Origin of the sequence: Kitasatospora sp. NPDC049258 (assembly GCF_040678895.1) — a bacterium.
GTDB lineage: Bacteria > Actinomycetota > Actinomycetes > Streptomycetales > Streptomycetaceae > Kitasatospora.
The window spans coordinates 1-21,353 of the sequence record NZ_JBFAQT010000054.1; the positions used below are offsets into that span (position 1 = coordinate 1).

The 21,353-nt window shown below is 74.2% G+C and carries 16 protein-coding genes; 11 read left to right on the plus strand and 5 right to left on the minus strand.

What is annotated here, in order from left to right:
- The first annotated feature begins 217 nt into the window (after nt 1-217).
- Nucleotides 218-958 carry a TetR family transcriptional regulator gene (locus AB0K43_RS28925; protein WP_363644895.1) on the plus strand — a complete coding sequence of 247 codons (741 nt, stop codon included), beginning with the start codon at nt 218-220 and terminating at the stop codon, nt 956-958.
- 164 nt (nt 959-1,122) lie between these two features.
- Complete coding sequence (locus AB0K43_RS28930; protein ID WP_363644897.1) at nt 1,123-1,506, plus strand: hypothetical protein; 384 nt, start codon at nt 1,123-1,125, stop codon at nt 1,504-1,506.
- Between the two features lie 9 nt (nt 1,507-1,515).
- On the opposite strand, the gene AB0K43_RS28935 is transcribed toward AB0K43_RS28930, so the two are convergent.
- Complete coding sequence (locus AB0K43_RS28935; RefSeq protein WP_363644899.1) at nt 1,516-1,743, minus strand: hypothetical protein; 228 nt, start codon at nt 1,741-1,743, stop codon at nt 1,516-1,518.
- A 304-nt stretch (nt 1,744-2,047) separates the two neighbouring features.
- Here AB0K43_RS28935 and AB0K43_RS28940 point away from each other — a divergent pair, with 304 nt between their 5' ends.
- Nucleotides 2,048-2,380: a tetratricopeptide repeat protein gene (locus AB0K43_RS28940; protein ID WP_363644901.1), complete on the plus strand. Its 333-nt coding sequence runs from the start codon at nt 2,048-2,050 to the stop codon at nt 2,378-2,380.
- A 22-nt stretch (nt 2,381-2,402) separates the two neighbouring features.
- Here AB0K43_RS28940 and AB0K43_RS28945 read toward each other — a convergent pair whose 3' ends face one another.
- Nucleotides 2,403-5,477, minus strand: coding sequence for an EAL domain-containing protein (locus tag AB0K43_RS28945; RefSeq protein ID WP_363644903.1), 3,075 nt, complete (start codon nt 5,475-5,477; stop codon nt 2,403-2,405).
- Between the two features lie 368 nt (nt 5,478-5,845).
- On the opposite strand from AB0K43_RS28945, the gene AB0K43_RS28950 reads away from it, so the two are divergent.
- Both AB0K43_RS28950 and AB0K43_RS28955 read left to right on the plus strand, forming a co-directional pair.
- Nucleotides 5,846-9,103, plus strand: coding sequence for an amino acid adenylation domain-containing protein (locus AB0K43_RS28950; RefSeq protein ID WP_363644905.1), 3,258 nt, complete (start codon nt 5,846-5,848; stop codon nt 9,101-9,103).
- Entirely contained in the window at nt 9,100-9,873 is a 774-nt protein-coding gene (locus AB0K43_RS28955; RefSeq protein WP_363644907.1) for a leucyl/phenylalanyl-tRNA--protein transferase, read from the plus strand. The genes AB0K43_RS28950 and AB0K43_RS28955 overlap by 4 nt, the downstream gene beginning before the upstream one ends.
- Before the next feature lie 33 nt (nt 9,874-9,906).
- Here the strand turns inward: AB0K43_RS28955 and AB0K43_RS28960 are convergent, their stop codons facing one another.
- Nucleotides 9,907-11,094 (minus strand): MFS transporter, encoded by a 1,188-nt coding sequence (locus AB0K43_RS28960; protein ID WP_363644909.1) that lies wholly within the window; start codon nt 11,092-11,094, stop codon nt 9,907-9,909.
- Between the two features lie 100 nt (nt 11,095-11,194).
- Nucleotides 11,195-12,403, minus strand: coding sequence for a metallophosphoesterase (locus AB0K43_RS28965; RefSeq protein ID WP_363644911.1), 1,209 nt, complete (start codon nt 12,401-12,403; stop codon nt 11,195-11,197).
- Between the two features lie 572 nt (nt 12,404-12,975).
- Here AB0K43_RS28965 and AB0K43_RS28970 point away from each other — a divergent pair.
- The 6 genes from AB0K43_RS28970 (at nt 12,976) to AB0K43_RS28995 (ending at nt 19,994) form a co-directional block, all read left to right on the plus strand.
- Entirely contained in the window at nt 12,976-13,734 is a 759-nt protein-coding gene (locus AB0K43_RS28970) for a transglycosylase SLT domain-containing protein (protein ID WP_363644913.1), read from the plus strand.
- 132 nt (nt 13,735-13,866) lie between these two features.
- Nucleotides 13,867-14,856: a glycosyltransferase family A protein gene (locus tag AB0K43_RS28975; RefSeq protein WP_363644915.1), complete on the plus strand. Its 990-nt coding sequence runs from the start codon at nt 13,867-13,869 to the stop codon at nt 14,854-14,856.
- 45 nt (nt 14,857-14,901) lie between these two features.
- On the plus strand, nt 14,902-17,781 hold the full coding sequence (locus tag AB0K43_RS28980) for an FAD-binding and (Fe-S)-binding domain-containing protein (RefSeq protein ID WP_363644917.1): 2,880 nt from the start codon (nt 14,902-14,904) through the stop codon (nt 17,779-17,781).
- A gap of 293 nt (nt 17,782-18,074) precedes the next feature.
- Nucleotides 18,075-19,469, plus strand: a complete 1,395-nt coding sequence (locus AB0K43_RS28985) for a glucose-6-phosphate dehydrogenase (protein WP_363644919.1) — start codon at nt 18,075-18,077, stop codon at nt 19,467-19,469.
- Between the two features lie 4 nt (nt 19,470-19,473).
- Nucleotides 19,474-19,737: an NAD(P)-binding domain-containing protein gene (locus AB0K43_RS28990; RefSeq protein WP_363644956.1), complete on the plus strand. Its 264-nt coding sequence runs from the start codon at nt 19,474-19,476 to the stop codon at nt 19,735-19,737.
- On the plus strand, nt 19,662-19,994 hold the full coding sequence (locus tag AB0K43_RS28995) for a 6-phosphogluconate dehydrogenase (protein ID WP_363644921.1): 333 nt from the start codon (nt 19,662-19,664) through the stop codon (nt 19,992-19,994). The genes AB0K43_RS28990 and AB0K43_RS28995 overlap by 76 nt, the downstream gene beginning before the upstream one ends.
- Nucleotides 19,995-20,010: 16 nt before the next feature.
- Here the strand turns inward: AB0K43_RS28995 and AB0K43_RS29000 are convergent, their stop codons facing one another.
- Nucleotides 20,011-21,324, minus strand: a complete 1,314-nt coding sequence (locus tag AB0K43_RS29000) for a cytochrome P450 (protein ID WP_363644923.1) — start codon at nt 21,322-21,324, stop codon at nt 20,011-20,013.
- Nucleotides 21,325-21,353: the final 29 nt, after the last annotated feature.

The following is a 21,353-nucleotide window of genomic DNA, read 5'->3' on the forward strand; positions in this document are numbered from 1 at the left end:
CCGCCGCGAACGGAGCGATCTTCGCCTCCGCCAGCGAACGCACCGCCGCACGGAGCATCTCGTGCTCCTCGCTGAGCCGGAAGAGGTCGAAGTCCTGACTCATGATGGGACAGCTCCTTAGGTATGGCACTCAGTACCCCTGATTATGCACACTCAGTGCCGTCGCGGCACCCTCGGAACGCCCGCTTCCCGCCCCGGCGGTGCTACCGTCCCCCTCATGAGCGAGGAGCAGGAGCAGGAGCAGGGCCCCGGCGCGGGCAACGGCGCGGCCGGCGGGAAGCCGACCACCCGGGACGCCCTGATCGAGGCGGCCTTCCAGCTGTTCCTCGACCGCGGGTTCGAGCAGACCACCATCGACGACATCACCGGCCGGGCCGGGGTCGGGCGGCGCTCCTTCTTCCGCTACTTCCCGTCCAAGGAGGACGTGGTCTTCCCCGACCACGAGGGCGCGCTGGCCGAGATGACCGCCTTCCTGGACGCCTGCGGGGACGGCGGCGACCCGGTCACCCAGGTCTGCGACGCGGCCCGCCTGGTGCTGCGGATGTACGCCGCCAACCCGACCTTCTCGGTCGAGCGCTACCTGCTCACCCGGAAGGTCCCCACCCTGCGGATCCACGAGCTGTCGGTGGTCTGGCGCTACGAGCGGACGCTCGCCGCCCACCTGCGGGCCCGCTACTCGGCCCGGGCCGACGGGGCGCTGCGGGCCGATGTGGTGGCCGCCGCGGTGGTCGCCGCGCACAACCACGCGCTGCGCACCTGGCTGCGCTCCGGCGGGGCGGGCGACGTCCGGGAGGCCGTCGACCTGGCGCTGGGCTTCGTGATCGACACCTGGAGCGAGCAGCCCCGGCCCGGCGCGGACGCCCCGGAGCCGGCCGATGACGTGGTCGTCCTGGTGGCGCGGCGCGGCACGCCGATGTGGCGGGTGGTGCAGGGGATCGAGTCGGCCCTCGACGGCTGACCGGGCCCCGCGGCCCCACCCTCCCCGAGCGGGTGGCAGCGAGGGGAACTCAGTGCCTTTACACGGGGCACTGAGTGCCATATCTTCCTGAACAGCATCCGCAGGGAGGAGCCGGACGTGAGCGGAATTGGGAACTGGTCGGCCATGGCCGGCGGGGGTGCGCGATGACCGCGCTCACCGTCCTCGCCCCCACCGCGCCGACCACCGGCAGCCCGGTCGAGGGCGGCACCGCGCTGCGGTACCACCGCTGCCACTGGTGCCGTTCGGCGATGCCCGCCGGCTGCCTGCTCTGCACCGTCTGCGGCTCGAGCGACCTGGCCGAGCAGCGCAGCGAGGGCGTGGGCACGGTGCGCCGGTTGCTGCGCCCGACCCGCCGCGGCCTCTACCCGGGCCGCCCCTACCTGGTGGCACTGGACGAGGGTTTCACCGTCCAGGCCGGGGTGATCGGCGGCCTCCCGGGCGCCGTACCGATCGGCGCCCGGGTCCAGCTCGCGGCCTGGGACGACGACGGGCGGATCCTCACCTTCCGGCTCTGCCCGACCGCGTAGCGCCGTGGACTAGCCGGCGTCGACCGCGCTGCTGGTGCCGTTGAACGAACCCACCGTGTTGTCGCGGCCGACGTTGAAGATGTCGTCGCCGGCCAGCTGGTTGCCGTTGCCGAGGACGATCGCCCAGGGCCCGTTGGCGGAGTCGTAGTTGATGTCGGCGGCGGCGACCCCCGGCAGACCCGCCGCGCCCGCCGCGGCGGCGGCCAGGACCAGTGCCAGCTTGAAGACTCGGTTCATGGTGTTCCCTTCCTCGACTGTGTCACGGCGACAGTAGGGTTCGCCCTCCCGACCGCAAGGGATCCTCCCGGCGGGCGTGTCGGCCCGACCGCCGCCGCGCCGTCGCCCAACCGACCTTTCACCAGCGGCAGTTCACGGCCGGTCGGGCCACCGGCCGGCACGCGTCGGCGGGCGGCGACCACCCGCCCGGCCGAGGCCGGCGCGGCCCGCGGGCGGCCGGCGGGAATGCCCGCACAAAGGTGAATGTTCAACCAACCGGACCAGGATGGACTCAGGAAGCAGACCGATCCGGGAGGAGCCGCAAGTGAACACCGCACCCCGCGAGGAGACCACGGCGGAGCGCTGGGCCCGCGCCGAGCTGTACTTCGATGCCAAGCAGTACTCCGACGCCGCGCCGATCATCGCCGAGGTGGTGGCCGAGACCCCCGGCCAGGTGGCCCCGCGCCTGCTGCTGGCCCGTGCCTACTACCACTCGGCCCAGCTCGGCCGCGCCGAGGCGCAGTTGCGCGAGCTGATCGAGCTCGACCCGGTCGAGCCCTACGCGCACCTGCTGCTGGGCCGCACCCTCCAGCGGCAGGGCCGCACCGAGCAGGCCCGGGGCCCGCTGCGGATCGCCGCCGCACTCGGGCTGGCCTGACGGATCCGGGGGCGGGCGTGGCTCAGGCCCCGCCCGCCCGCAGCCGGGCCGGCGTGGCGTCGTCCCGGACCAACCGGTTGGCCTGCTCCGCGGTGAGCGGCCGGGCGAACAGGTAGCCCTGGCCCAGCGGGCAGCCCATCGCCGCCAGCAGGTCGCGCTGGACGACGTTCTCGATGCCCTCGGCGATCACCTGGACGCCGAGCGTGTCGGCGATCCTGGTGATGCCCTCCACCAGCGCGTACTGCTGCTGGGAGAGCCCGAGCCCGTCGATGAAGGACTTGTCGATCTTGAGGACCGAGATCGGGAACTCGCGCAGGTAGCTCAGCGAGGAGTACCCGGTGCCGAAGTCGTCGATGGCGATCCGCACCCCAAGCTCGCGCAGGGCCTCCATGTCGGTGCGCACCCGCTCGTCCCGCCGCATCAGCACGCTCTCGGTCAGCTCCAGGATCAGGGTGCCCGGCTGGATGCCACTGTTCTGCACCACCTGCCGGACGATCTCCACGAATCCGGCATCGCGGAACTGGCGGGCCGAGACGTTCACGCTCACCCGCAGCGGGCGCCGCCCGAGGCCCTCCCGGTGGTCGGAGGTCATCCGCTGCCAGTTGGCGGCCTCCGCCACGGCCCGCTCCAGCACCCAGGCGCCCAGCGGCACGATCTGCCCGCTCTCCTCGGCCAGCGAGATGAACTCCTCCGGCAGCACCATGCCGCGCCGCTCGTGCGGCCAGCGGACCAGCGCCTCGAAGGCGACCAGCCCGCCGTCGGAGAGGTCGACGATCGGCTGGTAGTAGAGCGCGAAGGCGGACTCGGCGATCGCGGTGTCCAGGCTCTCGTTCAGCTCGTGCCGCTCGACCAGGCCGGCCTGCAGGGCGGGCTGGTACTGGCACCACTGGCGCTTGCCCGCGGCCTTCGCGGAGTACAGCGCGAGATCGGCGTGGGTGAGCAGCTCGGCCGCGTCCACGCTGTCCTCGGTGGTGGCCACCCCGACGCTGGCGGCGATCCGGACGGTGCCGGAACTCAGCCGGAACGGCTCCTCGAAGGCGTTCAGCACGGAGTCGGCGGTGGCCCCCACGTCGGCCGGCGAGAGCGCGTCCTCGACCAGCACCGCGAACTCGTCGCCGCCGAGCCGGGCCGCGGTGTCGGAGGTGCGCAGCGCGGTGGAGACCCGGAGCGAGACCGCGACCAGCAGTTCGTCGCCGACCGCGTGGCCCTGGGTGTCGTTGACCACCTTGAAGTCGTCGAGGTCGAGGAAGAGCACGCCCATCACCGTGCCGCGGCGCTCGCTGCGGGTCAGCGCGTGCCCGACCCGGTCCTGGAACAGCACCCGGTTGGCCAGCCCGGTCAGCGAGTCGTGGAAGGCCCGGTGGGTCAGCTCGCGCTCCATCTGCCGCTGGTCGGTGACGTCGCGCAGGGTCAGCACCAGACCGCCGACGGTGGGGTCCTCGCGCAGGTCGTTCCAGCGCACCTCGGCCTCGATCACGCTGCGGTCGCTGCGCAGCAGCCGCCAGTGCTCGCGCTGCTCGGCCTGCTCCCGGGTGCGCATCCGCACCAGTGCCTGGTTGAGCTGGCGGCTCTCCTCGGGCGGGATCAGCTCGCTCAGCCGGACGCCCTCCAGGCTCGGGTAGCCGAGCACCCGCTGGGCGGAGGAGCTGGCGTACCGGATGCCGTCGTCGGAGTTGAGGATCAGGATCACGTCGGAGGCGCTCTGCACCAGGGTGCGGAAGTACGCCTCGCTGTTGCGCTGGCTGATCTCCCGGCTGAGCATCACCCGCTCGACCGCCAGCGCGGACTGGGCCGCCAGGATGTCCAGGGTGCCCCACAGGGAGGTCAGCTGGTGCTCGGTGCCGCCGACGATCAGCACCCCGATCAGCGGCTCGCCCATCGGCCGGTTCTCCAGCGCGAGCGGGCAGATCAGGGCCTGCGGCATGGCGCTGAAGTACTGCTCCAGCTCGTCGCCGAGCTCCTCGACCGGGATCATCCGGCTGCCCTGGAGCTCGCTGTCCGGGGGGATCCGCAGCACGGTCTCCCGGTCGCCGTGCCGGATCCGCAGGCCGCCGTCGGCGCGCACCCCGAGCAGGGCCGCGTGCCGGGTCGGGTGCGGCATCAGCGAGGCGGCGGCGGTCTGCACCGCGTGCGAGACCTCGTCGAAGGTCACGGCGCCGGTCAGTGCCGCACCGGTCACCCGCAGTGTGCGTTCGCGGGCGACCGCGTGCCGGTGCACCAGGACGATCGATCCGAGCCGGGCCAGGACGAGCAGGAACAGCACCGCGGAGAAGGCCCCGATCACGCCGGCGTGGCTGGTGTCGCCGCGGGAGAGGTCCACCAGCAGCATCGCGGGGGCGATCATCGAGGCGCCGGCCAGCAGGGCCAGCCGCCCGCCGGAGATGTCCGGCTGCTGGGTCGGGATCGGTCTGGTCAGCTCGACCATCGACGGGTGCAGCGCGGCGGCGCCCCAGGCGCAGTAGAACACGGCCCAGCCCAGGTCGACCGGGCTGCCGATGCGCCAGTTCCCGTGCAGCTGGACCAGCCCGTAGGCGACGTCGGCGACCAGCATGCCGAGGATGCCGACGGCCAGCAGCCAGAGCGCCTTGCTCTTGCCGCCGCGTGGCACCAGCAGCCGCATCAGCATCGCCAGCATCAGGACGTCGCCCAGCGGGTAGGCGATCGAGACCGCCTTCTGGAGCCAGGTGAGGTCGGGATCGCGCTCGTACGGGACGATCAGGTAGATCCACGACAGCAGGGCCAGGCCCACGGTCAGGATCAGCGCGTCGATCATGCTGCCGCGGTCCTGCTGGGCGGTCCGCCAGCGGATGAAGCCGTACACGCCGACCGCGGTGAGCAGGTACTCGGCGAGGTAGAAGCCGTCGGCGGCGGACGGGAACCCGAACTGGTCGAGGTACTCGGTCTGGATGACCTGCACCACCTCGCCGGCGGTGAAGCTGAGGTTCGCCGCCGCCAGCAGGTACCAGTACTGCGGGTGCGCCGGGCGGTTGAGCCGGGCGCCCACCACGATGGCGGCCACCCCGGTGAGGCCGATGCCGGTCCACCAGATGATCCGTTCGTCCGGATTCTGGTAGTAGACCAGGGTGAGCACAGCCATCCAGCCGAAGTAACAGACCATCAGGCGTTGCCTTCGACGTGTCAACCGAGCTACCTCCTTCGCCCCGAGGCGGATGCTGGAGGGTCGATGCACGAGAGGTGGCCACCGGCGACGCGGTGGTGGGAAGCCCTGCGGCTGCCCGGCAAATGCGTCTCAATGATACCCAGGGCCATTCGGGTGCCTATAGTCGAAGGTATCGGGGCCGGCCCGGGTCCGCATCGGACCGGCCGGAAAACAGCAGGCCAACCGAAGGCCGGCCGCCGCCGTCGACACGGGCAGCGGCCGACCCGCCGTCGCAGCCGCGCCGGTGCCCGGGCGGAGCCCGCAGCCGCCGTCTCCCTGTCACCGCACACCCGAGGTCATGGCCGGTGGATCAGCCGAACCGCTCCCAGCCGCCCCAGTCGGGGCCGTTCCGGGTGCTCATCAACGACGAGGCCGTGCACGCCCTGTGGCCCGACGACCTCCCCGTCCCCGCCGGCTGGCAGAGCATCGCCGGTCCGGCCCCGCTGTCGAAGTGCCTGCACGTGGTGACCGAACGCTGGACGGACCTGCGCCCCGTGGTGCGCCGCTCCGGCGGGGTGACCGTGCACGGCCTGTTCCGCCGCCAGGCGGCCCGCACCCCGGACGCGGTCGCCGTGGTCTCCGAGGGCGAGCAGCTCAGCTACCGGGAGCTCGACCGCCGCAGCGACCGGCTGGCGCACGCGCTGCGGGACGCCGGGGTGGCCGCCGACCAGGTGGTACCGGTCTGCCTGGAGCGCAGCTCGGACATGGTCACCGCGATGGTCGCGGTGCTCAAGGCGGGCGGCGCCTTCCTCCCGCTGGACCCGGAGCACCCGACCCACCGGCTGCGGCAGCTGGCCACCGACTCCGGCGCCGCGCTCGCGGTGACCAGCCGCGAGCACCGGGCCCGGATGGGTCTGCCGGCCGTCCTGGCGGCGGACTTCCGCGGCCCGGGCGGCACGGTCTCGGCCCCCTGCGACAGCAGCGTCCCCGACGACCTCGCGTACCTGGTGTACACCTCGGGCACCACCGGCACCCCCAAGGGCGTCCCGGTCAGCCATCGGACGATGGCGCTGACCGTCTCCCGGGCGGCCGAGGCGTACGAGCTCTCCGGCCGGGACCGGGTGCTGCAACTGGGCGCACTCGGCTTCGACACCTCGCTGGAGCAGATCTTCGCCCCGCTGATCAGCGGCTCCGCGGTGGTGCTCGGCGGCCGCAACACCTGGGCCCCGATCGAGCTCGTCCACCGGATCCTGGAGCTCGGGATCACCGTGGCCGACCTGACCCCCACCTACTGGCACCGGTTCCTGGACCTGCTGACCGAGGGCGCCCGGCCGCCGGCCTCGCTCCGGCTGATGATCGTCGGCGGGGACACGGTGCACGCCGAGGACTGCCGGGTCAACCTGCGCAGGCTGCCCGCCACCCGGCTGCTGAACGCCTACGGGCTCACCGAGGCCGGGATCACCTCGACCGTCTGCGAGATCCTCCCCGGCATGCTGACGGCCCCCGCGCACGCCCCGGTGCCCGTCGGCCGTCCGCTGCTGGGCACCTTCGTGCACGTCCTGGACCCGACCCTGCGCCCGGTACCGCCGGGGCGCCGCGGGGAGGTGTTCCTCGGCGGGCGCGGCCTGGCCCGCGGCTACTGGCGGCAGCCGGGGCTGACCGCCGAGCGCTTCCTCCCCGAGCCGTACGCCGGCAGCGCCGGCAGCCGGATGTACCGCACCGGGGACTCGGCGCGCTGGCGGCCGGACGGCAACCTGGAACTGCTCGGCCGGACCGACGAGCAGGTCAAGGTCCGGGGCTTTCGGGTGGACCCGGCCGAGGTCGAGGCCCACCTCACCGAGCACCCGGCGATCGGCGTGGTCAAGGTGCTGGCCCCGGAGGGCGGCGGCGGCGCGCGGGCGCTGACCGCGTACTACACGCCGGGCGAGGGCCGCGGCCCGGACTTCCGCGAGTTCCTGGCCGGCCGGCTGCCGGACTACCTGGTGCCGACCTCGTTCGTCCCGGTCGAGCAGATGCCCGTCACCGCGGGCGGGAAGATCAACCGGCAGGAGCTGGCCGCCGCCGGCCGCCCGCCCGCCCGGGGCGGGCCGCGCGGCCCGGCGGCGAGCGGCAACGGCGGGCGCAGCAGCGGCGGCGGCAGCGACCGGGTGGCCGAGCACGGACTCGCCTACCTGTGGGCGCAGTTGCTGGACGTGGACACGGTGGCCGCGGAGGACGACTTCTTCGAGCTGGGCGGCAACTCGCTGCTGGCGATGGAGATGCTGGCCCGGGCCAGGATCATGTTCGGGATCGGCGTCGACCGGATCCGCGAACTGACCCGGGCGCTGCTCACCGACCCGACCCTGGGCGCCTTCACCGCGGCCCTGCACGCGGCCGGCCAGGGCCCGGCCGACCCGGCCCGGCGCCCGGCCGACCAGCGGATCGACTTCACCGGCGAGGCCGAACTCGGCTTCCCGGTCCGGCGCAGCACCCCGCTCGCCAGCCGCCCCGAGCAGCCCAAGGAGATCCTGCTCACCGGCGCCACCGGCTTCTGCGGCACCCACCTGCTGCAGGTCCTGCTCGCCACCACCGACGCCACCGTGCACTGCCTGGTGCGCGCGCCCGATCCGGAGCACGCGCTGGAGCGGATCCGCGCCGCCCAGCAGCGCTTCCTGCGCCGCGATCTGGACCCGGCCCGGGTCCGCCCGCTGGTCGGCGACCTGGCCGAGCCGCTGCTGGGCCTCGGGCGGACCAGGTTCGAGCAGCTGGCGGACACCGTGGACGCCGTGCACCACCTCGGCGGGCAGGTCAACTTCCTCTACCCGTACCACCAGTTGAGAGCCGCGAACGTGGCCGGCACCCGGGAGGTGATCCGGCTGGCGGGCCACTCCCGGGCCGTCCCGGTGCACTACCTGTCGACCATGGCGGTGCTGGCCGGGTTCGGCGTGGCCGGCGTCCCCGAGGTCACCGAGGAGACCCCGCTCGACCATCCCGAGCACCTCTCGGTCGGCTACGTGGAGAGCAAGTGGGTGGCCGAGGCGCTGCTGCACAACGCGGCCGCCGCCGGGCTGCCGGTCTCCATCTACCGGGTCAACGACGTCACCGGCGACCTGGTCACCGGCACCATGAACCTCGGCACCGAACTCTGCGCGCTCATCAAGTACTTCACCGACACCGGCGAGTTCCCCGACGTGGAGCTGCAGCTCGACTTCGTGCCCGCCGACTCCTTCACCCAGGCACTCGCCCACCTGGCCGCCCACTCCCCCGCGGCCGGCCAGGTGTACCACCTCACCAACCCCCGCCCGGCGATGCTCTCCGCGCTCGCCGACCGGATCGGGCACCGCGGCGGCCGGGTCGAGCGGCTGCCCTACCAGCAGTGGGTGCGACGGCTGGTGGCGTACGCGGCCGGCCACCCCGAGCACCCGATCACGCCGTTCGTCCCGCTGTTCGTGGACCGCGGCGCCGGCACCGAGATGTCGATCAGCGAGATGTACTTCCGGCCGACCTTCCCACTGTTCTCGCGCACCCGTGCCGAGTCGGAGCTGGCCGGCAGCGGTATCGACATCCCGCCGGTGGACGACCGGCTGCTGGACTTCTACCTCGACCGGATGACGGCCACCGGGTACCTGGAGCAGGCGGCATGACCAGCCGCACCACGGACTGGTGGGACACCCTCCGGGTCGCCGAGGCCCCGGCGGACGCGCCGGCCGCGTTCTGCGCCGACCTCGGCGCCGAGAGCCTGCTGGCGGCCTACCGGGCCGGGCTGTTCCCGATGCCGGCGCCCGACGAGTACGCCCGCTGGATGAACGAGGCGCTGTACGAGGACCGGGTCGCCAGCGGGGCGATCGCCGTGCCCGGCGGGGCCGGCGAACTCCCGTACCAGGTCTCCTGGTGGTCGCCCGACCCCCGGCCGGTGATCCGGCCGGACCAGGCCCGGCTGGGGCGCCGGCTCGCCCAGCGGCTGCGCAACCGGCTGGACTGGTGCACCAGCGTCGACCGCGACTTCGGCCGGGTGGTCTCCCAGTGCGCCGCCGACCGGGAGCCGCGCTGGCTCACCGAGGACCTGCGGCGCGGGCTGCTCGCCCTGCACGAGCGCGGCCGGGCGCACAGCGTGGAGGTCTGGCAGGGCACGGAGCTGGTCGGCGGCGCCTTCGGGATCCGGGTCGGCCCGGTGCTCAGCCTGGACTCGATGTTCCACCGCCGCCCGGACGCCTCCCGGGTCGCGGTGGCCGATCTGGCGAACCGCTTCGGGGCGGTCGGCGGCCTGCTGCTGGACGCCCAGTGGGACAGCTCGCACATCCGCAGCCTGGGCGCCCTGCCGGTCTCCCGGCAGCACTACCTGGACCTGCTCCGCGGCGGCCCGGCCGCCGATCCGCCGCCCATCGACCTGCTCCCGGCCGCCCGGCTGACCTGACACCCACCCACGGCGCCCCGCGCCCTCCCTGTCCTACGCCTCCACCGTCCAGGTGGCCGCCGGGCGCTGCGCCGGGATGACGGCCGCCGCCAGCAGCGGGACGGCCGCGGCGGCCGCGAAGGCCGGCGGGTAGCCGTGCCGGGCGATCAGGCTTCCCATCAGGGGCGGCACCAGCACGATCGCGCTGTGCTGGCCGACCCCGTGCACGCCCAGCACCCGGCCGGCCCACAGCGGGCCGGCGTACTCGGCGACGGCGGTGTTGTGCAGGCCGTTGGTGCTGACGGTCAGTCCGGCGGCCAGCAGCAGCGCGCCGGTACCGATCGGCGAGTGCCAGGCCGCGCCCAGCGCCAGCAGTCCGAGGTCCACGGCGGTGGCCAGGGCCAGCAGCCGCATCGGCCGCACCCGGCTGCCGACCCGGTCGGACCACCAGCCGGCCAGCAGCCGCACGCCCGCGCCGGCCAGGTTGGCCGCGGCCAGCACCGTCCCGGCGGTACCCGGCGACCAGCCCCGGGCCTCGATCAGGAAGACCAGCGCGAAGCCCGTCACCACGAACTGCGGCACGCACAGCAGAGCCGCCACCACGTGCAGCCGCCACAGGTAGGCACCCCGGTACGGCGCGGCCACCCGGCCCTGGGGCGGCCGGGCCGGGCGCGGCGGGTCCACCGCGAAGACGGCGACGGCGACACCGGCGAGGGCGCACAGTCCGGCGCAGCACAGCAGCGCCGCACCCGGCCCGGCCGCTGCGGCGATCGGCGGCAGCACGGCCGCCGCCAGTCCGGTGCCGAGCGGTTGCGAGGCCTGCCGGACCCCCATCGCGACGCCCCGCCGGTCGGGCGGGAACCAGCCGATCACCAGCCGCCCCGAGGCGGAGATCACCGAGGACCCGGTGGCCCCGGCCAGTACCAGCAGCGCGCCGAGCGTGCGGACCTCGTCCGCCTGCGCGGCCACCGCCAGCACCACGGCGGCCGGCAGCAGTCCGGCGGCGAGCGCGAGCCGCTCTCCGTACCGGTCGGCCACCAGGCCCCAGCCGAGCAGCGAGACCAGGATGCCGAGGATCGGGCAGGAGACCAGCAGCCCGGCCTCGGCCAGCGAGAGGCCGAACTTCCGCTGGAACGCCGGGATGAGGAAGGGCAGGCCGTAGAGCACGGTGGTGCTGGCGGTCTGGCCCGCCGTCCCGATCCCGAGCATCAGCCAACTGCGGTGCATCCGGTCCTGGTTCATGCCGGGACCCTAACAGCGCAGTCGTATGATGAGACGAACTATTCTGTATGGTGAGACGCTTCGAGCGCGCGCGGCGCTGGCCGGACGGTCCGTCAGGCTGTCAGGCCTGCAGGGACGCCAGCGTGACCACGGTGATGTCGGAGGGCGCGCCGACCCGCACCGGCGGGCCCCAGGCGCCCGCGCCCCTGGTCACGTACAGCTGGGTGTCGCCGTAGCGTTCCAGCCCGGCCACCGTCGGGTTGGCCAGCGCGGCCAGGTAGTTGCCCGGCCAGAGCTGGCCGCCGTGGGTGTGGCCGGACAGTTGCAGGTCCACGCCGAAGCCGACGGTCTGGTGGATGGTGACCGGCTGGTGGGCGAGCAGCACGGCGGTGCGGGCGCGGTCGCGGCCGCCGAGCGCCTTCTCGTAGTCCGGGCCCTGGCCCTCCGCGGTGCCCTGGATGTCGTTGACACCCGCCAGGTCGAACCAGGGCAGCTCGGTGCGGGCGTTCTCCAGCGGGTGCACGCCGAGCTCGCGGACGAACTCCACCCAGGGCGCGGCGCCGGAGAAGTACTCGTGGTTGCCGGTCACGAAGAACGCCCCGTCCCGGGCCCGGAGATCGGCCAACGGCACGGCGGCCGGGCCGAGTTCGGGTACGGATCCGTCGACCAGGTCGCCCACCACGGCGATCAGGTCCGGCTGGGTGCGGTTGATGGTGTCGACGATCCGCCGGGTGTGCGAGCGGCCGAGGATCGGGCCGAGGTGGATGTCGCTGACCACCGCGATCCGGTAGCCGTGCGCCCGGCGCGGCAGCTTCGCCAACGGCACCGTCACCTGCTTGACGCTCGGGCCGCGCAGCACCCCGTACATCCCGGTGCCGACCACCGCCGCGGCCGCACCCCCCGCGGCGACGGCCACCGTCCGGGCCACCAGCAGCCGGCGCGCCGGGTCGGCCGGGCCGGCGGCGGGCGAGGCGGGCGAGGCGGCGAGGGGTGCGGCGGCGGACGGCGGCTCGGGCGCGCGGCGCCGGGGCAGCCGCAGCAGCAGGGGCCGGACGGCCTCCCCCACCACCAGGGCGAGCAGCAGGTACAGCATCAGCGCCAGCCACAGGTACCCGGGCCAGGCGAACCACCGCTCCACCGCCAGCGGGAACAGCCGCCCGCCCAGCAGCGCCCCGAGGCTCAGCAGCGGCAGCAGCACCGCCAGCACGGTGCCGATCCGCCGGTACCACCCGCCCGGCACCGAGACGTCCCGGACCAGCCGCCGCCAGAGGTACCACTGCGCGAGCCCTACGCCGCCGAACCCCAGCAGCAGGACGAGAACGATCACCATCGGCCCAGTATCGGCCCACCGCCCCCGACCCCCGCCACGGGGTACCCGGCCGGGCCGCCGGGCCCCGCTGCTCCCGGTAGCCGATCGGTCGCACCCTGCCGATCCCGCGGTCCGGTTCCTGTGAGGCCGCCCACACCGGGGTTGCGCACTACTGCCGCCGATAGTGGATGACGGAGCGCGAGCGCGGCCCGACTGTCGGCTCGGCCTCGGTGGGCCGCCTCAACGGGGCCGATCGTCGCTGGTCAAGCCTGGGATGCCGGTCGGGCGGGGCGGTGGCGTTTGCCGAGGGTAAGGAGCGGGTAAACCCTCGCATCGCGCCTGCGGGTCGCTAGGACGCCCTGCCGTGAGTACTACCGGCCGTAGTTTCGGGCCCGTTGCCCCCGCCGCGCGGGTCTGCGAAGAATATGCCAGTCGTCAGGCGGCGCGGTCGGACCAGGGCCGCGCCTGCCGCCCGCCCCGGTCCATCGACGGGGTGCCACGGCCGTCCGACCCGGCTCGCGGGCCTGTTCCCCGAACACGCTTCGCGGTACCCGTGTGCCCGGTGCGGCCCGACAGAAGAGGTCCTCCGCTTCATGCAGCCCCACAAGCACCGGCTCCCCCGGAACCGCCGCACCGCCCTGATCACCGGTGTCGCCACGCTCGCCGTGGCCGGCTCGGCCACGCTCGCACTCGCGCTGCCGCAGGACGCCAAGGTCGCCGAGGCGGCTGCGCCCAACACCACCGCCGCGCAGGCCACCCCCTCCGCGCAGCTGCTCGCCGAGCAGGCCGCCGCCGACGCGGCGAAGGCGAAGGCCGACGCGGACGCCAAGGCCGCCGCCGACGCCGCCGCCGCGCAGGCCCAGGCGGACGCCGACGCGAAGGCCAAGGCCGACGCGGACGCCCAGGCCGATGCCAAGGCCGCCGCCGACGCGAAGGCCCAGGCGGACGCCGACGCCAAGGCGAAGGCCGCCGCCGCCAAGGCCAAGGCGGACGCCGACGCCCGGGCCAAGGCCGAGGCCGCCTCCCGCGCGCAGGCCCGCAGCCCGCTGGCCGCCCCGGTCCCGACCGGCAGCCCCAAGGAGATCGCCGCTCAGCTGGTGCCGGCCGGTCAGCTGCAGTGCTTCAGCAACATCGTGGAGCGCGAGAGCGGCTGGAACGTGACCGCCACCAACCCGTCCTCGGGCGCCTACGGCCTGATGCAGGCGCTGCCCGGCTCCAAGATGGCCTCGGTCGGCGCGGACTGGAAGACCAACCCGGTCACCCAGATCAAGTGGGGCCTGAACTACATGAACGAGACCTACGGCAGCCCCTGCGCCGCCTGGTCGTTCTGGCAGGCCCACAACTGGTACTAGCCCATCGGCGGACCGACCGTAAGCACACGGTGAAGATTTGGCGCAGCAGTACTGTCCTATGTCCCCGATTGACCGGTTTCGCCAGAGTTCCGGCCTTGGCCGGAGGGTGTTTCGCGCCCTAGCCTCCGGGCCATGGCTCCGCCCCTGATCACCGTCGTGCTGCCCGCCTTCGACCACCACCAGCAGCTCAAGGACTGTCTGGACGCACTGCTCGCGCAGTCCTTCCGGGACTTCGAGGTGGTGCTGGTCGTGGACCGCTCCCCCGCCTGCCCGGAGCGGGTCGCCGACGCGTACGAGATCAGGGACCCGCGGGTGTCGGTGCTGCGGCTGGAGGCGGCGGTCGGCATCGGCCGCGCCCGCAACGCCGGCGCCGCCCGCGCCACCGGCTCGTACCTGCTCTTCCTGGACAGCGACCACCTGGTGGCCCCGGACGCCTTCCAGGCGATGGCCGACCGGCTGGCCGCGACCGGCGAGGTCGACCTGCTGCTCTTCGGCCACACCCGGGAGCACGGCGGCCGCAGCTGGCCCGGCGGCGCCGCCGAGCTGCTCGCCGGGGCCGGCGCCGAGGTGTTCGGCCCGCTGGAGCGCCCCGAGCTGCTCAGCGCTCCGCCGCTGGTCTGGGACCGGCTGCTGCGCCGCGGCACCGTGCCGGCCTTCCCGGACGGGCACTACGAGGAGGTCCCGGCGGTCCACCAGGCCCTGCTGACCGCCCGCCGGGTGGCGGTGCTGGACCGCGAGTGCGTGACCATCCGGCGCCGGCACACCCTGCACCCGACCGGCTCACCCGGCAGCAGCCACTTCGACGTCTTCGAGCAGTACGAGCAGAGCTTCGACCTGCTGGCGGATCGGCCCGAGCACGAGGTGGTGCGCCCGCACCTGTTCACCCGGATGATCCGGCACTACCTCTTCGTCTTCGACCTCGCCGGCTGCGTGCCCAGGGCGCAGCGCCCGCAGTTCTTCCACCGTGCCGCCGAGCACTACCGGCGCTTCCTGCCCCAGGGCTACCGGCGGCCGGACGGCCGCGAGGGGGTCAAGTTCTCACTGCTGGCCAGCGGGGCCTACGCGGCCTTCGAGGTGGCCAAGCTCTCCCACCTCGCCCGCGGCGCCGTCGGCCGACGCTAGGCCGGGCTCGCCCCCGCCGGGGGCCGCCCCTGGGATGATGCCCGCATGGACACCGTCCCGGCCCACCCCCTGGCCGCCGCGCTGCGCGGCGAGCTCCGCGGCGAGGTGCGGTTCTCCACCGCCGAGCGGGCGGTGTACGCCTACGACGCCTCCAACTACCGGCAGCTGCCGCTCGGGGTGGTCAAGCCCGCCGACACCGACGACGTCCGGGCCGCGCTGGCGCTCTGCCGCGCGCACGGCGTCCCGGTGGTCCCGCGCGGCGCCGGGACCAGCATCGGCGGGCAGGCCATCGGCCCCGGCGCGGTGGTGCTGGACTTCCGCCGGCACGTCAACCGGATCCACGCGCTGGACCCGGACGCCCGCACCGCCCGGGTCGAGCCCGGCGTCGTCCTGGACGACCTCCAGCGCGCCGCCCGCCCGTACGGGCTGCGGTTCGGCCCGGACCCGTCCACGCACACCCGCTGCACGCTCGGCGGCATGATCGGGAACAACTCCTGCGGCGCGCACTCGGTCGCCTGGGGCCGCACCGCCGACAACCTCGACTCGCTCGACCTGCTGCTGGCCGACGGCACCGAACTCACCGTCGGCGGCCCGCTGCCGCCCGAGCAGCGCGAACGGCTGCGCCACCGGCCGGGCCGCGAGGGCGAGCTGCACCGCGCCCTGCAGGACCTGACCGCCGAGCACCTCGCCGCGCTCCGCCAGGGCATGCCGCGGCTGCCGCGCCGGACCTCCGGCTACCCGCTGGACGCCCTGCTGCCCGAGCGCGGGTACGACCTGGTCCGGGCGCTGACCGGGACGGAGGGCGGCTGCGCCCTGGTGCTCGGCGCCACCGTCCGGCTGGTCCAGGCCCCGCCGGCCCGCGCCCTGGTGGTGGCCGGCTACCCGGACGAGACGGCCGCCGCCGACGCCGTCCCGGCCCTGCTGCCGCTCGGGCCGCTCACCGTGGAGGGGATGGCCGCCGACCTGATCGCCGCGCTGCTCGCGGCCGGCCCGCGCCCGCCGGCCCTGGACCGGCTGCCCGAGGGCGGCTGCTGGCTCTTCCTGGAGACCGGCGGCGCCACCCCCGCCGAGGCGCTGGACGCCGCCCGCGGCCTGGCCGCCGCCGTCCGCCGGGAGCCGCGCGCCACGGTCACGGTGGTCACAGACCCGGGCGAGCAGCGGCAGCTCTGGGGCGTCCGGGAGGCCGGCGCCGGGATCGTCACCCGGCTGCCCGACGGGGGTGAGGCCTGGCCCGGCTGGGAGGACTCGGCGGTGCCGGTCGAGCGGCTCGGCGGCTACCTGCGGGAGCTGCGCGCCCTGCTCGGGCGGCACGGCCTGCGCGGCGTCCCGTACGGGCACTTCGGCGAGGGCTGCGTGCACCTGCGGATCGACTGGCCGCTGACCGACCCCGGACGGCTCGGCGAGTTCCGGGCCTTCCTGGAGCAGGCCGCCGACCTGGTGGTGGCGCACGGTGGTTCGCTCTCCGGCGAGCACGGCGACGGGCAGGCCAGGGCTGAGCTGCTGCCCCGGATGTACCCGCCGGAGATCATCGGACTGTTCGGCCGGTTCAAGCGGATCTGGGATCCGGAGAACCTGCTCAACCCCGGCTCGCTGGTCGACCCCCGCCCGCTCGACGCGGACCTGCGCTTCCCCGGCCGGGACCTCCCGCTCGCCCTCCCGTACCCGCAGGACGACGGGAGCCTGCTGAAGGCCGTGCACCGCTGCGTCGGCGTCGCCAAGTGCGTGGACACCAGCACCGGTGTGATGTGCCCCAGCTACATGGCCACCGGCGAGGAGCGGCACTCGACCCGGGGGCGGGCCCGGCTGCTGGCCGAGATGCTGCGCGGCGAGGTGGTCACCGACGGCTGGCGCTCCGAGGAGGTCCGCGAGGCGCTGGACCTCTGCCTCGGCTGCAAGGGCTGCGCGAGCGACTGCCCGGTGCACGTCGACATGGCCACCTACAAGGCCGAGTTCCTGCACCAGCACTACCGGCGCCGGCTGCGCCCCGCCTCGCACCTGTCGATGGGCTGGCTGCCGCTCTGGCTGCGCGGGGCCGCGCTGGCCCCGCGGTCGGCGAACCGGCTGATGGCCCGGCCGCTCACCGGCCGCCTGCTGCGGCGCCTCGGCGGGATCGACCCGCGGCGGGCCCTGCCGCCGCTGCCCGGGCGGACCTTCGTCCGCTGGTTCCGCGACCACCGGGCCGCGCACCCGGAGCCCGCCGGCGCGCAGCCCGTCCTGCTCTGGCCGGACACCATGGCCAACCTGCTCGACCCGGAGCCGGCGATCGCCGCCGTCGAGGTGCTGGAGGCGCTGGGCTTCGCCGTCCGGCTGCCCGACGGGCCGGTCTGCTGCGGGCTGACGCTGGTCTCCACCGGTCAACTCTCGCTCGCCCGGCGGGTGATGCGCCGCAGCCTGCGCGCACTGCCGGCCGGGCTGCCGGTGGTCGGGCTCGATCCCAGCTGCACGGCGGCGCTGCGAGAGGAGTGGCCCCGGCTGCTGGGCGCCGAGGCCGGGCCGCTGCCGGGGCGGGTCCGCACCCTGGCCGAGTTCCTGGACGGCGCCGGGGTGGCACTCCCCCGGCTGGGCGGCCGGGCGGTCACCCAGGTGCACTGCCACCAGCACGCCGTCCTGGGCACCGCGGCGGACCGCCGGATCGAGGCGCGGATCGGCCTGGACAACCGGGTGCTGGACTCCGGCTGCTGCGGGCTGGCCGGCAACTTCGGCTTCGAGCGCGGCCACTACGAGGTCTCGGTGGCCGCGGCCGAACGGGTGCTGATGCCTGCCGTCCGGGCCGCCGGCCCCGACACCCTGGTGCTCGCCGACGGGCTGAGCTGCCGGCTCCAGATCGGCCAACTCGGCGACGGCCGGCGGGCGTTGCACCTGGCCGAGGTGCTCCGCCTGGCGCTGCGCGGCGCGGCCGACCCCGGCCGGCCGGACGGCGGCTGAGGCCGCCCCCGCACCGGGCCCTTCGGATCCGGCGGGCGCCGGGCGGTGGTCAGGCGGTGGCCTTGCCGGTGCCAGGGAGACGGTGATGATGACGGCCGCCGGCACCGGCAGCGCGGGCAGGCCGCGGGGAAGACCCTGAGCAGGTCAGAACCGGACCGGCAGGCGCGTCATGACCCCGAGGATCGCCGTCCCACCCCCGGCCAGGCGACGCTGTGTGAGCACAATGACACTGTCGGCTATATCGTCCCTCTTGTGAACAACCATCCGTCCGAGCAGGTACGGGAGGCACGGCGATGACCGCCGATGCCCTGGTGATCTTCGGTATCACCGGCGACCTGGCCCGCAAGATGACCTTCCGAGCGCTCTACCGGCTGGAGACGGCCGGACTCCTGCACTGTCCGATCATCGGAGTGGCACTCGACGACTGGTCCCAGGACCACCTGGTGGCCGCGCTGCGCGCGGCGGTGGAAGCCGGCGGTGCGGCCGTGGAGGCGGCGGCGTTCGAGCGGCTGGCCGGGCGCCTGTCCTACCTGCGCGGCGACTTCACCGACCCGGCCACCTACCGCTCGCTGGCGGGCCGGCTGGAGGGCGCCGAGCGGCCGCTGTTCTACCTGGAGATCCCGCCGTCGCTGTTCGCCCCGGTGGTGGAGGCCCTGGCCGCGGCGAACCTCACCGCGGGCGCCACGGTGATGCTGGAGAAGCCGTTCGGTCACGACCTCATGTCCGCCCGGGCGCTCAACGCGCGGCTCCACCGGGTGCTCACCGAGGACCAGATCCTCCGGATCGACCACTTCCTGGGTAAGCAGCCCGTGCTGGACATCCAGTTCCTGCGGTTCGCCAACGCGCTGCTGGAGCCGGTCTGGAACCGCGATCACGTGGCCGCGGTGCAGATCACCCTGGCCGAGGACTTCGGCGTCGAGGACCGGGGAGCGTTCTACGACCCGGTGGGCGCGCTGCGCGACGTGGTGCAGAACCACCTCCTTCAGGTACTCGCCCTGATCGCGATGGAGACGCCGGTCAGCCCCGGATCCGACGCGCTGTGGGACCGGAGGATGGACGTCTTCCGGGCGATGGCCGACGTCGACCCGGCCCACTGCCTGCGCGGCCAGTACCGGGGCTACCTGGACGTTCCCGGGGTGAAGCCCGGCTCGGTGACCGAGACGTACGTCGAACTCGAGCTGGCGGTGGACAACTGGCGCTGGAGCGGGGTGCCGTTCTTCATCCGGGCGGGCAAGGCGCTGGCCGCCCGGGCCACCGAGGTGCGCGTGGTCTTCAAGCGTCCGCCCCGGCTGGCGTTCCTGGACGAGCCCGAGCACCCCGCGCCCAACGAGCTGGTGCTGCGGATCGACCCGGACCCGGGCCTGCGGATCGGCATGCTCTCCAAGCAGGCGTCCGGGCAGTCGGCCAAGATCGTGCACCTGGGCCTGTCCTTCGCCGCGGAGCTGGGCAAACCTCCCGAGCCCTACGAGCGGCTCCTGCACGACGCGCTGACCGGCGATCGTTCGCTGTTCACCCGGCAGGACGTGGTGGAGGAGACCTGGCGGGTCATCCAGCCGCTGGTGGAGCACCCGCCCGCGCCGGTGCCCTACGAGCCGGGGTCCTGGGGCCCGGGCCCCGGCCGCACCAGCTGGCAGCTGCCCTGGCTTTCGAGCCCTCACGACAGGAGTGCGGAGCATGGCGACCAGTGACCCGATGCAGCTCGGCGTGATCGGGCTCGGCCGGATGGGCACCAACATCGCCCGCCGCCTGATGCGCGACGGCCACACCTGTGTGGTGTACGACGTCAACCCCGCCGCCGTCGCCGCGCTGGAGAAGGACGGCGCATGCACAACGCGGACGCCGGCAAGCGCCACACCGACGCGGACGCCGAGACGGCGCCGATGGAGCAGCCCGAGTACTACCGGTACGACATCGACACCACCGCGGTCACCGAGGTCTGGCGGCGCGGCAGCGTGATCGGATCCTGGCTGCTCGACCTGACCGCGGCCGCCCTCGTCGAGTCGCCCGGCTTCGAGGGCTTCACGGGCCGCGTCTCGGACTCCGGCGAGGGACGCTGGACGTCGATCGCCGCGATCGAGGAGGGCGTGCCCGCCCCCGTGCTCACCACCGCCCTGTACTCCCGCTTCTCCTCGCGCCACCTCGACGACTTCGCCGACAAGGCCCTGTCCGCGATGCGCAAGGGCTTCGGCGGCCACGACGAGAAGGCCGGCTGACAGGTGCCGGGGCAGGTCAGCGGTCCGGCCGCCAGCGGATCGGCAGGTGCTTGAGCCCGTTCTGGAAGTTGGACACGAGCCGGGCGGGTGCGGCGCCGGGGGCCAGCTCCAGTCCGGGCAGGCCGGTGACGACCCGCCCCAGCATCGCTCGCATCTGGACCCGGGCCAGTTGGGCTCCGAGGCAGAAGTGCGGGCCGTGGCCGAAGCTGACGTGGTCGTTGCAGGTCCGGGTGATGTCGAAGCGATCAGGATCCGGAAACACGCTCCCGTCGCGGTTCGCCGAGGCGTGGTAGACGACGACCTTGTCGCCGCGCCGGATCTGCCGGCCGGCCAGCTCGACGTCCCGGGTGGCGGTCCGCCGGAACTCCACCACCGGCGGCCAGAACCGCAGGATCTCCTCCACGGCCGAAGCCATCAGCCCGGGCCCCTGGTGCCGCAGCAGCCGGAACTGGTCGGGATGGGTGAGCAGCGTGTACAGACCTCCGGGCAACGCGTTGCGTACCGTCTCGTTGCCGGCGACCGCGAAGAGGAAGAACGAGGTCTCGAACTCCTCGGCGCTCAGCCCGCCCGCCCTCATCCGCGCCAACACGCTTCCGGGCCGCGGCTGTTCGGCCAACCCGTGCGCGTACGCGAACATGTCGGCGAGGGCGGCGCGCGAGCGCGGGTTGACCGGTCGGCCGTCCTCGGTGGTCGTGGTCGTAGGACGGTGGGCGACAGCCGCCCGGCCGAGGTCGGTCAGCCCGTCCGGGTCGGCGGTGCTGGAGCCGGCGACGTCGGCGTCCTGGTAGCCGATGACCCGGTTCGCCCAGTCGACCAGCAGCTGCCGGTCCTGCTCGGGAACGCCCATGATCCAGGCCAGCGTCCGCACCGGCAGATCGGCCGCCAGCTGCACGAAGTCCGCCTCGCCCGCCGCGCGGACGGAGTCGACCAGCTCCCCCGCGTGCCGCTCGATCGCCTCCGTCAACTCGCCCAGGGCGCGCGGGGTGAAGGCCGCGGCGACGATCCGCCGTAGCCGGGAGTGGTCCGGCGGGTCCTGGTTGAGCATCATCGTGCGGGCGAACTCCAGATCGGCCGCGGAGTCGGGGTCACGGATCTGCGTCGCTCCCAGGTGCGAGGAGAAGACCTCCGGCGTGCGCAGTACGTACTTGACGTCCGCGTGCCGCAGCACCGCCCAGTACCCGGGCCCGGCAGGCCAGTTCCCCACCGCCGGCTCCTCCACCCAGCACACCGAGGCCGCGGCCCGCAGCTCCCGGAGGAGCCCGTACGGCACCCCCTCGCGGTAGGTCCCGGGGAGGAAGATCCGGTTCACGCGCGCCTGGTCGAGGATCACAGCGCCCGACCGTACGGCAGGCCGGGGCG